Below are 12,086 nucleotides of genomic sequence, written 5' to 3' on the forward strand. Positions count from 1 at the left end.
GCCCGTTATCATAACAAAATTGGCAACCATGCAGTGCCCGCCATGCGGGCTTCATTCAGCGACGGTTCAGCTTACCAGCCCGTTACCGTGTCATCCCGGTCCAGCCACATGGCATCGCCATAGCTAAAGAAGCGGTATTCATGCGCAATGGCATGGGCGTAGACGGCTTTCATCCGCGCGTACCCCGTAAAGGCAGATACCAGCATCAGCAAGGTGGACTTGGGCAAGTGGAAATTGGTGATCAGCTGGTCTACCACCTTGAAGCGATACCCCGGTGTGATGAACAGGTCGGTTTCCTGCCAGCCGGCTTTCAGCTCGCCCGCGCGCGCGGCAGACTCCAGCGCCCTGAGCGATGTGGTACCCACGGCAATCACCCGCCCCCCATGCTGGCGCGCAGTCCGGATTTTCGCAATGGTTTCTTCGGATATTTCGTAACGCTCGCGGTGCATGGCGTGCTCGACCAGGTTTTCTACCCGCACCGGCTGGAATGTCCCGGCGCCCACATGCAGAGTCACAAAGGCTTTCTCGACACCGGCAGCGTCCAGGCTGGCCAGCAGTTCGGGCGTAAAGTGCAAACCGGCCGTCGGGGCAGCAACGGCGCCATCGGCACGGGCGTACACCGTCTGGTAGCGGGTAGCATCGTCCTGATCCGGGTCGTGCGTGATATAGGGTGGCAACGGCAAGCGGCCGCTGGCTTCCAGAATCTCGGCCACCGGGGTTTCCCCCTCAAAGCGCAGGTGGAACAACTCGCCTTCCCGGCCCAGCACCGTCACCGGCCAGCGATCGGCCAGCATCAGGCCCGACCCCGTAGGTGGTGACTTGCTGGCCCGCACGTGCGCCAGCACTTCGTGAACAGCGATGACGCGCTCTACCAGTACCTCGACCTTGCCACCACTGGTTTTCTGGCCAAACAGGCGCGCCTTGATCACCTTGGTATCGTTGAACACCAGCACATCGTGCGGGCGCAACAAAGACAGTAGGTCGGCAAACATCCGGTCTTGCAACTGGCCGCCGGAGGTATCCAGCAAACGGCTTTTGCCACGCTCTGCGGGCGGATACTGGGCAATAAGGTGATCGGGTAGTTCGTAATCGAAATCTGACAGCAGCATGGACATAGATGGCAAACGTCGCCATTCCTGATAGGCAAAGTGGAGATTATACGCGAAGCACGGGCGGACTTTTCATGCTAAATCACCCTCATTCGCACAAGAATTCATAGCCCCAGCCATAAAACCGCTTGCCAAACAGCCCCTACTTATGGATAATGCCCGTCTCTGCTTCTGATTACTCAGCGCAGGTAGTGCCCAGGTGGTGAAATTGGTAGACACAGGAGACTCAAAATCTCCCGCCGCGAGGTGTGTCGGTTCGAGTCCGACCCTGGGCACCATTCCTAGTAAAATCAAACACTTAGAGACAGTTTTTCTCGTCTCAAACTTCCAATAAAAATCCGTAAAATTATTATTTGCTGCATTTTTGCTGCAATTAATTTTTCTATGCCATTGCAGCAATTATCCTCTGCTTGCTTACCTATACTTTTGCTCCAACCCACCATCCTCATGGAGCAAGTAAATGGCAACTATCAACAAACGCGGCGACTATCAATGGCAAGCTACTATTCGTAGAAAAGGTTATCCAACCCAGTGCAAAACTTTTGAACGCAAACGAGATGCTGAGGACTGGGCAAAAGCAGTTGAATCCCAAATGCGGCAGGGCGTGTTTGCTGACACGAAAGCAGCCGAAAAAATCACCCTTGGGGAAGCGCTCCAACGCTATGCAGAAACCGTCACCCCCAAAAAGAAAAGTGCAAGAAACGAGTTGAATCGTATCGCGCGACTACAACGTAACGATTTATGCCTCCGTTCTTTTGCTTCCCTGACGACTCAAGATTTTGAAAAATACGCCACCCATCGATTAAAAAGTTGTGGGCCTGACACCGTACGCCTAGAGCTTGCGCTAATTTCAAATCTATACAATGTAGCCAAGGCCAATTGGGAGATGCCGATAAAAAATCCAATTGTGAGGGGCCTCAAGCCATCGCCATCACCTGGGCGCACACGCCGTTTATCAAACGAAGAAGAAAAAAGACTGTTTGAGACACTTGAAGGGCTTCAAGATGATTCTCTTAAGTTTTGCACGCAATTAGCAATTGAAACTGGTATGCGAGTAGATGAAATTGCCAGTCTTACCTGGCAGCATGTCAACTTGGATGAAAGGATTCTATTTTTACCTGGCTCACAGACAAAAAACAGCGAATCTCGTGTTGTTCCTCTGTCTGAAGCTGCTGAAAGACTCATCTATACAAGGAAGAAATCTTTCGCAACTCCACCAGAGTCAAATAAGCGGGTATCTAATTATCTTACTGGAAACTCTCTAGGGAAAGCTTTTGCGAGAGCTTGCAAAAAGGCTGAAATTATCGACTTTAGATTTCACGACCTAAGACACGAAGCTGCCTCTCGTTACGCACCACATATGCCGGCTAGCACTTTAGCCAAAATTATGGGATGGAAGACGATACAAATGGCAATGCGATATTACAACCCTAGCAACAGCGAACTTGTCGATGCAGTCCGAAGGAAAAGTTACACCCCCAATTTGGCGTTTGCAGCTTAGCAAAAGCAATATTGCACATGCAGCCCCTCGTTCCTGAAGGGCTGCATGTGCATAGTGTTAAGCCCACGCCTCTCCCAACGCTTCCGCCTGTTGCAATACCAACTCCACAGCACCATCTTGTTGGTCTGGCGGGTATTTGTATTTGCGCAGAATACGTTTCACCATCAACCGTAACTTGGCTCGCACACTTTCACGTGCAGACCAGTCCACGGTCATGTTCTGTCGCAGATTTTCGGTCAGTTCATGGGCGATTTTCTTCAGGGTTTCGTCGGCCAGCTCACGAACTGCGGATTCATTATTAGCAAGCGCATCGTAGAAACGAACCTCGTCATCCGTCAGCCCTAGCTCCTTCCCGCGATTAGCAGCAGCGTGAAACTTCTTGGCCATCTCGATGAGCTCTTCAATGACCTGTGCGGTTTCTATGGCACGGTTCTGGTAGCGTTTCACCACATTGGTCAGCATTTCCGAAAATTTCTTCTCCTGGACCAAATTACTGGCAAATCGGCTCTTTATTTCCCCTTCCAGTAGACGCTCCAGGAGTTCTACTGCCAGGTTCCGTTCTGGCAAGTTTCTGACCTCTGCCAGAAAAGCTTCATCCAGAATACCGATATTGGGCTTATCAAGACCGACGGCATCGAAAATATCGACAACCTCTTCAGACACCACTGCAGAACTGATAATCTGCCGGATAGCTAGCTCCCGCTCTTCATCGGTCAGCTTTTTCTGGGTCAAGTCACGCTTGGTAAGGATTACCTTCACCGCCTGCAGAAATGCCACTTCCTCACGTACCGCTTTTGCCTCGTCCAGGGTACAACAGAGTGTAAATGCTTTGCTCATCGCCAGTGCGGTATCTGCAAAACGTTTTTTGCCGTCCTCCAACCCCAATACATGGTTGGCCGCGCCTGCCAGCCGCTTATGCCCCGCAGTCAGGAAATCGTGGTAATCAAAACCATGTAGCATCCCGCGTAAAATATCCAGCTTCTCGGCAAGAATCGCATATGCCTCTGCCGCATCTACTGTTGGTCTGCCACGGCCTTTGCTAGCGGTGTATTCTTTCAGTGCACGTTTTAATTCGTTTGCAATCCCGATGTAATCCACCACCAGGCCACCCTGCTTGTCCTTGAACACGCGGTTGACCCTCGCAATAGCCTGCATCAGGTTATGCCCCTTCATCGGTTTATCGACGTAAAGGGTATGGACACAAGGGGCATCAAATCCCGTCAGCCACATGTCACGGACAATGACCATACGTAGCGGGTCAGCAGGGTCTTTGAATCGCTTCTCTAATCGTTTCTTTACCTGGTTGCTATAGATGTGTGGCCGGAGCAATGCTTTATCGCTTGCCGAGCCTGTCATCACAATCTTGACTGCCCCTTTCTCGGGGTCCGCTTCGTGCCACTCTGGGCGCAGCTTGATGATTTCGTTATAGAGGTGTACGCAAATCTCCCGGCTCATGGCAACGACCATTGCCTTGCCACTCTGTGCCTTACTACGCTCTTCAAAGTGCGCAACCAGGTCCGCTGCAACAGCGGCCACCCGGGGCTCTGCTCCCACCACTTTTTCCAACGCAGCCCATCGGCTTTTGAGCTTGGCTTGCTGACTTTCTTCCTCGTCTTCTGCTAACTCATCGACTTCTTCATCAATTTGCGGCAGTTCGTCAGCCTTGAGCGACAACTTTGCCAAGCGAGACTCAAAGTAGATGGCTACCGTGGCGCCATCTTCTTTGGCCTGCTGCATGTCGTAAACGTGAATGTAGTCACCGAATACCGCCCGGGTATCACGGTCTTCGCTAGATACAGGTGTACCGGTAAACGCTACAAAGGTCGCATTTGGAAGTGCATCGCGCAGATGCTGGGCATACCCGACCTGATACTTCTCTTGGCCGGGTTTGCCTTTTAGCTGGGCTTCGAAACCATATTGCGTACGATGTGCTTCATCCGCAATTACGACGATATTGTGACGGTCTGAGAGTACGGGGAAGACATCCTCATCCTCCCCAGGCATGAATTTCTGGATAGTGGCAAACACAATCCCACCCGATGGCCGATTTGCCAGTTTGGCGCGTAGGTCCTGACGGGTAGTAACCTGCACTGGCTGCTCTCGCAATAAGTCCTTCGCTAGAGAGAATACACCAAACAGTTGTCCGTCCAAGTCGTTGCGGTCCGTGATGACCACGATGGTTGGGTTCTCCATTGCCGCATCCTGCATCACCCGGGCAGCGAAACAGGTCATGGTAATGCTCTTGCCGCTACCCTGAGTATGCCAAACTACACCGCCCTTTTGGCTACCACCAGGGCGAGATGCCGAGACTACCTGCTGTATAGCTGCCCGCACCGCGTGAAACTGATGATAACCGGCAATTTTCTTGACCAACGAGCCATCGTCTTCAAAAAGGACAAAGAAGCGCAAGTAGTCGAGCAGATTAGCCGGCGCTAGAACACCGCGAACCAGAGTTTCCAGCTCATTGAACTGTCCGAGAGGGTCCAGAACAACACCATCGATAGTACGCCATTGCATATAGCGTTCACCGTTGGCTGATAACGAGCCCATACGTGCATCGGAGCCATCTGAAATGACCAGGATTTCGTTGTACTGGAAGACGTCCGGAATCTGTTCCTTGTAGGTCTGAATCTGGTCGTATGCTTTCCAGATGTCCGCATTTTCATCGGCTGGGTTTTTCAGTTCCAGTAGCACCAGCGGCAAACCGTTTACAAACAGGATGATGTCCGGCCGGCGGCTATGATGCGCCCCTTTGATGGTGAACTGATTGATGGCCAGCCACTCGTTGGCAGAGGGGTTTTCCCAATCTACCAGCCGTACAAAGTCCCCGCGGGTTTCGCCCTCTTTCTGGTACTCGACCGGTACGCCGCCAACCAGTAACTGGTGAAAACGGCGATTGGCCGACAGCAATGCCGGGATGCCCAGGTTTTGCACTTGCGCAAGCGCATCCTCTCTGGCGACCAGCGGAATAGCAGGATTCAGGCGGGCAATCGCGCCCCGCAGGCGTTCCAGCAATAGCACTTGCTGGTAGTTTACCCGCTCAGGTGTATCGCCATCCGGTGCGAGGTCCGGCCCATACAAATGGGTATAGCCCACCTCTGTTAGCCAGCCCAGCGTTTCCTGTTCCAGTTGGTCTTCGGTCATTATTTGCTCTGCTCATCTGTCGATGTATTCGACACGATTCAAAAAATGTTGTGTGGCGCCACTGGTGTCTCATACCATCCACGCACGGTTATGTATGCAGATTGGCTACCACAAAAACTAATTTATTAAAATTAACTAATCAGTTATAATTCGTCTTAAGTGGATTGGGGGTTCCCGGTCGGCGTTACAGCCTCGGTGGGTTCATCGGGGCTTTTCGCTTTTTTGGGCGGGTAAATCATCAGCCCTACATTTTCATAGTCTTCGCCTACTTTCTTACGTCCCCCGCTACAGTAAAACTTTCTCTTCAGTACGCTAAACGCTTGATTAGGTTGTTCTGGCCGTAAATAATTCAGACCAACAGGGCGTGCTACCAAGTCAGCTAACTGCAGACCGGCTAGGTTGGTTTTTTTGTCGGCAAAGACGATATCAAATGGCAGGTGCAGGCCTTTGCTGTTATCGCCATCACATATCCGCCTAAATTCCAGCTCTAACTCGCTATCTTCTTTTTTGCCCCTACACTCAACCACCACATGCGTTAACATGTTTTCCTGGCCTTTTTCTACCAGAAAGGCCCTTAGGGACTCTAAGCAGATACCTAATGCAATGTGGTAGGAGTTGCTATTAGCACCTTGTGCTTTACTCAGCCGATGCTTATCCACGACACACGTAATCAGAATATAGTTGCTGGCATCCATGATGGCACTCAACTGTGTCATGAACTCTGTGCGGATAGCCCGATTGCTTAGAAAAGAAAATGCGTTCTTTTGTTTTCGGATTTCATGCTCATGCAACACCACGTTGTCATGCCCAAAGTAATTGAACTTTAGTTTTTCGACAGCGGGGATGACTTTTTCACTGTAGTGCCGCTTGTGAAATACACATAATGCCAATACGAACACAGGGTAGTCCGCATCAATACTAGCTAGGGAGTGGTCTCCACTCTCGTCGACATACACAATAAAATCGCTAAATCGACGAGCTTCTTCACTTGGGACTGAAGTCGAACCTACCGCATCAATCGGCATTTCATCTTCTACGGTTTCGAATAAAGAATATTGCATGCCGAATGCACTCATGCTGACACCCCTTGTGCAATCGACTCCTGAAGATTCGATAGTCCAGGCACGATTGAACCATGCAGAGCAAGTTCTGGGCTGTGCAAGCAGGGGGCTGCCAAACTTCTTTTTGCATTTGTTTGAAGTATTGTCATGATGACGTTGAGTATGATTTCTGTATTTTTACGATTGCGATTAAGTAAATAAGTGTATGATTTATATAGTTTTACCATCTATTAAAGCTACGATTCGGTTTTGTGTTTAAGCACTCTTTTTTCAGAAATTACTGATAATGAGCGTATGAGCCTACTAAGCCCACTCTTCATCACTTTTTCTTATCAACCGCCCTGATTCATCTGTTTTCATCTCCGAACTTGATATGCCCAGTTTGGCTGCGGTTGAATATAAATAGGTTTTCCACGGTTCTGGCATCGCATACCCTGCAATCAGTCCTGTCAGCTTGATGTACTCATCTGAGACATTCATGGCGTTACCTTTTCCCTTCAAGAAGACTAGCCGATATTCGTTCTCATACGCCCAGTCAGCATGTTTTGTGGCCATCACGCGTGGTAGGAACTGATGAGGGGTGAACATTGCCTCAGAAATACAATAATGCGGAATAGCCGAGCTGTATTGAACAGGGGTAAACAGTATGTCTGGAACTGCTATGGTAGTATCTAGCTCATATTCAAGACAGTATCCTTGTCCTTGTGTGGCATAGTGCGCCCACATAAGTCGGTTAGAGAGTTGGCGAGTTAAACAAGTAACACCAAATTGCGAAATCCTTTGTTTGATGGCTGCCTGGATAATTTCATCCCTGTCTTGGGATTCTTCGTCGAGTTGTAACTCGGGGCGAGCGTTTACCCATTTACCAAAAACCTTTAGTAGCCCATCATCAATTAATGGAGCTGCTTTAAATATTTCTGGTTGGGATAGAAAACCTGCCAATGCATTTCTCAATGCTGGTGATAGTGCAGGCTCTTTCTCCCATCCTATCCATTCATCAGGTAATCGATTTGTTATAGAAGGCTTTGTATCAAACGGGTCATTAAACTTTGAAGGGTCAGACGCCCATATCTCATTGACAGTGAGGCTAGCTAAGCGGTTGTCTTCAGTTGTAGGGAGTGGTTGAAAGCGATATAGCTTCATGCTGCTTCCTCCTGCGCTGCGTGAATCCAGCAACCAGGGCTTTCGGCATCAAAAAATACAGGCTCAGGCATTTGTAACCTAGTCAGTTTCGCTCGTATTCTTTTGGCATCATCTTCGTTATTTTGATAAATAGACACAGCAATTCTGCGTAGCCTTGCATGTTTGAGCTGGTCAAGAATATGTTGGTCATGGTCTGACATGCTCCAGCCATAGATGACTAGTGTGGGTTCAACATTGGGGATTACCTCTCTAAAGACTCGAGAGAGGTAGTTTGAGCTATTTATGGAGCGACGCTTATCCATGGATGTTCCTTCACATACAAACAAAGGAACTACATTCTCGCTTTCCCATGCTTCAAGAATACGCGCCAGTAAACTATCCTCATCCGCAGATAGCTTTAGTTCAGTTTGATTGGCCTGTCGAGCGGTTATTAAATTACCATGTGGATAAAAAACCAGCGTCGCATCATCTGCCCGATAGGGTTTTCGAAGCTTTTTCCAATCCTCAATAAAATCTCCACGCAGAAATCCATCCTTAAACCATTGCCCCAATGAATGGTTGCCTGCCAACATAGACCAATACACAACTAGGTCGTAGTTTAACGACAACACTGTCCTGAAATCTTTCATAAAAGAATAGATAGGTTCAAAGTGATGAAGGGCATCATTATGCGAGATGTGGATATTACGCACAGTGGTTATCAACGCAGCTCGTACTTCTCGATAGGCATGCTCCACTGCACCAGGCTCAACCTGTAAAGCTTGGTTGACTAGCGTCGCTTGCCATAAGCGGCGGAGCACTAACTCAAAATCATCTGTGCCGAATGCCTCAAAAATTCCATCAACAGATGGCGATAATGCCTTGGATTCAGTAGCGGCTTCACGAAGCGAGGGGTAACCAAATTTTGGATGCACCGCTATGCTGGCACCATTTCCTAGTATCAGTGCACCATTTTGATAGTCACTTTTGATTTCCTCCCATTGAAGAATGTCAGGCACTGATATGCTCCGATAGTTCGGGCAGACGAAGTTGGCCGGAAATTAGGCGGGGGAGTAGTGTGTCACGCAGGGTGGCGAGGGTTTGGGCTTGCGTTCGATTGGCAATAATCTTTTCATAGAGAGGCCGACACAAATCCTCATACGCTTCCAGCACAGGGAATGTTGGGCAGATAAGCTGAATTTGCTTCAGGTGCATTGGCCCAAAATTCTTTTGTACGCTTCCAGATGCCATAGACTCAAGCTTGTAAAGGAATTCTCCACCGTTCAGATATTGGTAAAGAAACGAGAACACTGTTCGTCCTGTCACGGGCCGGAAGCGAATGACCGATGTGTTCAACATCAAAGGAAGGTGCTCCTCCCGTACAATCGCAGACCGGCCAAGCGTTCCTGATGTGGATACAACCACATCCCATGGAGCCAAGTGAAAGTGAGCGTATTTCCCGTTGGCTTCTTCATTAGAAATTCGGTTAGCCGTTTCAATCGTCAAGTCACCGTCTTGGATGCATCTAATATTGATGAATCGAGTGCCTTCATCAGAGTTTGTGTACTGCCAGTTTCGTATTCCTGGCCCTTCTTTGAAATCCATCACATCACTCAACGGCTCCATACTCCACCCGCCCGGCACTGGCCCCTGGGGAGTGTCGGAGAATGTAGACGGGAACAGGGCGGCGGTGGCTTCGTCCATGCCTTCGGGGGCGCGGCCTTCCATTTTGGCGCGGACGGGGTCGAAATCGACAAACCAGGATTTGAACAGGGCTTGGGCGATGGCTTCCAGGGTGGCATTGGTTTCGCGCAGGAGGGTGATGCGGTCGTCGAGGGAGCCAATTAATTCTGCTACTTCTGCTTCTTGCAATTCACCAAGTCGTGGAATTTGAAGTGCATTTATGCACTTCAAACTTAAAGTTTTTTGAGTGCTGCCAACAGCACTTCCATCAATTTGATAGCGAAGTTGGGCTGAATTTAATGCTGCATACAAGTATCTAGCATTGATTGAGTGCGGAATAATTGCTGCTGTATTTTGCCCAAGGCAAAATACAGTGTTGATGACACGAGCAGTGATTCCATATGTTCCAACGCGAGTGATAATAATATCACCCTGCTTAGGAGTATAGCGGCGTGAGAACTCATTAAAGGTGTGTTCGTCAACTTTCAAGCACCCCTGAAGTTGGAGCTCGCCGTACTTGACATCAGTGACGCGAACCATGGGATAACCTTGGTCAGTGTAACTAGGGGTCTTATGCAACGAATCAACTACATCAGCGATATCAGCAAGCACTGATTGTTCAGAACTCATACCCCAGCCCCCCCAACTTCTGGCGAATCAGTGCATCGAGTTCCGCACCCTTGGCCATCTGCTCGCCCAGCTTTTCGGTAAGCGTCTGCATCTTGTCGGCAAAGGCTTCGTCGTCGTCTTCGACTTCTTCGGCGCCAACGTAACGGCCCGGTGTTAGCACGTGGCCATGCTGGGCAATCTCTGCCAGCGTGACGCTGCGGCAAAAACCGGGGATGTCGGTGTAAGTGCTGACCCCCTCGCTGCCTTCCTCTTGGTTGGCCGCCACCGGTTCGCCACGCCAGGCGGCGACGGTTTGGGCGATGCGTTCGATGGTGTCGTCGGTCAGTTCGGCCTGTACGCGGCTAATCATGCTGCCTTGTTTACGGGCGTCGATGAACAGCACTTCGCCTTTACGGGTGGTTTTCTGTTTGGCAAGGAACCACAGGCAGGCGGGAATCTGGGTGTTGAAGAATAACTGGCCGGGTAGCGCAATCATCACTTCCACCATGTCGGCATCGACCATGGCGGCGCGGATAGTACCTTCGTTGTTCTGGCTACTGCTCATGCTGCCGTTGGCTAGCACGATACCGGCGCGGCCATTCGGACGCAGGTGGTAGAGCATGTGTTGAAGCCACGCGTAGTTGGCATTGCCTTGTGGCGGGGTGCCATACACCCAACGCGGGTCTCCTTCCAGACTACCGTGCCACCAGTCGCTAATATTGAACGGTGGGTTGGCGAGGACAAAGTCGGCCCGCAGGTCTGGGTGCTGGTTGCGAGTGAAGGTGTCGCCCGGTTCGCGGCCGAGGTTATAGTCGATGCCGCGAATGGCCAGGTTCATGGCGGCCAGTCGCCAAGTGGTCGGGTTGGATTCCTGACCATAAATGGACACATCGCCAAGCTTGCCGCCATGGGATTCGATGAACTTCTCGCTTTGTACAAACATACCGCCCGAACCGCAGCAGGGGTCGTACACTTTGCCATGGTGCGGGGCGAGCACGGCTACCAAGGTCTTAACGATAGAGGCGGGCGTATAGAACTGGCCGCCCTTTTTGCCTTCGGCGCTGGCAAACTGGCCGAGGAAATACTCGTATACTTGGCCGAGTACATCACGCGCCTGGCTGGCTTCTTCACCAAAACCGATGGTGGAAATCATGTCCACCAATTCACCCAGTTTGCCATCCGGTAACTGAGCGCGGGCATAGCGTTTGTCCAGAATGCCTTTTAGCTTCGGGTTTTCGCCCTCGATGCCAGACAGGGCATCGTCAATTCGTTTGCCGATGTCGGTTTGCTTGGCGGCAGCGCGCAGATTTTCCCAGCGCGCACTTTCTGGCACCCAGAAGACATTCACTTCTTTGTAATAGTCTCGGTCTTCCAGCTCTTCCGCCAGCATCTCGTTATCGCACTCGTGCAAGAAGTAGTCGTCGGCTTCATCGGCAAAGCGCTTTTTTAGCTCGGTCTGGCGGGCGGCGAAGGTGTCAGAGATATATTTGAGGAAGATAAGCCCTAGTACCAGGTGCTTGTATTCGGCGGCGTCCATATTGGCGCGTAATTTATCGGCTGTCGCCCAGAGTGTCTTTTTAATATCATCAAGCATCGGTTTTAAATTTCCATTCCCTTGTTCTGCATCAGTCTGATGCAGAATCCAGCATATTGTCATCAAAGATTATAGCCTAAATGTCCTTAGATTGACTGGCAGAGCGAAGCGCGGCCAGTATTGCAAGTAAGGAAGGCGACACATTTCAAACTGCCCCTGTTAATTTCGCATGCTCAAACATGTATTGAACTTCCGGATGGTATTAACTCGTATTGGAAAAAATTCTCAAAGTTCACTCCAGGTTAGAACATTCTCTTGTGTTA

General features: G+C 50.2%; 8 protein-coding genes and 1 tRNA gene. 2 read left to right on the top strand and 7 right to left on the bottom strand.

Features of this window, described 5'->3' with window-relative positions:
• Positions 1-71 precede the first annotated feature (71 nt).
• Entirely contained in the window at positions 72-1,115 is a 1,044-nt protein-coding gene (queA, locus tag F552_RS0107800; RefSeq protein WP_018151173.1) for a tRNA preQ1(34) S-adenosylmethionine ribosyltransferase-isomerase QueA, read from the bottom strand.
• A gap of 187 nt (positions 1,116-1,302) precedes the next feature.
• Between queA and F552_RS0107805 the strand changes: the two genes are divergently transcribed.
• A tRNA-Leu gene (locus tag F552_RS0107805) sits at positions 1,303-1,387 on the top strand.
• 182 nt (positions 1,388-1,569) lie between these two features.
• The gene (locus tag F552_RS0107810) at positions 1,570-2,610 is read left to right on the top strand and encodes a site-specific integrase (RefSeq protein ID WP_018151174.1); all 1,041 of its coding nucleotides are present in this window, start codon (positions 1,570-1,572) and stop codon (positions 2,608-2,610) included.
• 57 nt (positions 2,611-2,667) lie between these two features.
• Here the strand turns inward: F552_RS0107810 and F552_RS0107815 are convergent, their stop codons facing one another.
• The 6 genes from F552_RS0107815 to F552_RS0107840 form a co-directional block, all read right to left on the bottom strand.
• Positions 2,668-5,754, bottom strand: a complete 3,087-nt coding sequence (locus F552_RS0107815; RefSeq protein WP_018151175.1) for a type I restriction endonuclease subunit R — start codon at positions 5,752-5,754, stop codon at positions 2,668-2,670.
• Between the two features lie 155 nt (positions 5,755-5,909).
• Positions 5,910-6,830, bottom strand: a complete 921-nt coding sequence (locus F552_RS0107820) for a DUF3800 domain-containing protein (protein ID WP_018151176.1) — start codon at positions 6,828-6,830, stop codon at positions 5,910-5,912.
• 288 nt (positions 6,831-7,118) lie between these two features.
• Complete coding sequence (locus tag F552_RS0107825; protein ID WP_018151177.1) at positions 7,119-7,958, bottom strand: DUF2971 domain-containing protein; 840 nt, start codon at positions 7,956-7,958, stop codon at positions 7,119-7,121.
• On the bottom strand, positions 7,955-8,956 hold the full coding sequence (locus F552_RS0107830) for a DUF4917 family protein (RefSeq protein ID WP_018151178.1): 1,002 nt from the start codon (positions 8,954-8,956) through the stop codon (positions 7,955-7,957). The genes F552_RS0107825 and F552_RS0107830 overlap by 4 nt, the downstream gene beginning before the upstream one ends.
• Positions 8,949-10,250: a restriction endonuclease subunit S gene (locus tag F552_RS18750; protein WP_018151179.1), complete on the bottom strand. Its 1,302-nt coding sequence runs from the start codon at positions 10,248-10,250 to the stop codon at positions 8,949-8,951. Before F552_RS18750 ends, F552_RS0107830 begins: the two co-directional genes overlap by 8 nt.
• Positions 10,240-11,823, bottom strand: a complete 1,584-nt coding sequence (locus F552_RS0107840) for a class I SAM-dependent DNA methyltransferase (protein ID WP_018151180.1) — start codon at positions 11,821-11,823, stop codon at positions 10,240-10,242. The genes F552_RS18750 and F552_RS0107840 overlap by 11 nt, the downstream gene beginning before the upstream one ends.
• Positions 11,824-12,086: the final 263 nt, after the last annotated feature.

Origin of the sequence: Leeia oryzae DSM 17879, assembly GCF_000376945.1 — a bacterium.
Lineage (GTDB): Bacteria > Pseudomonadota > Gammaproteobacteria > Burkholderiales > Leeiaceae > Leeia > Leeia oryzae.

What these genes read in the sequence shown, in the direction of transcription:
- F552_RS0107820 (WP_018151176.1), bottom strand. Translation starts at nt 6,830, where the DNA reads ATGAGTGCATTCGGCATGCAATATTCTTTATTCGAAACCGTAGAAGAT.
- queA (WP_018151173.1), bottom strand. Translation starts at nt 1,115, where the DNA reads ATGTCCATGCTGCTGTCAGATTTCGATTACGAACTACCCGATCACCTT.
- F552_RS0107810 (WP_018151174.1), top strand. Translation starts at nt 1,570, where the DNA reads ATGGCAACTATCAACAAACGCGGCGACTATCAATGGCAAGCTACTATT.
- F552_RS0107815 (WP_018151175.1), bottom strand. Translation starts at nt 5,754, where the DNA reads ATGACCGAAGACCAACTGGAACAGGAAACGCTGGGCTGGCTAACAGAG.
- F552_RS0107840 (WP_018151180.1), bottom strand. Translation starts at nt 11,823, where the DNA reads ATGCTTGATGATATTAAAAAGACACTCTGGGCGACAGCCGATAAATTA.
- F552_RS18750 (WP_018151179.1), bottom strand. Translation starts at nt 10,250, where the DNA reads ATGAGTTCTGAACAATCAGTGCTTGCTGATATCGCTGATGTAGTTGAT.
- F552_RS0107825 (WP_018151177.1), bottom strand. Translation starts at nt 7,958, where the DNA reads ATGAAGCTATATCGCTTTCAACCACTCCCTACAACTGAAGACAACCGC.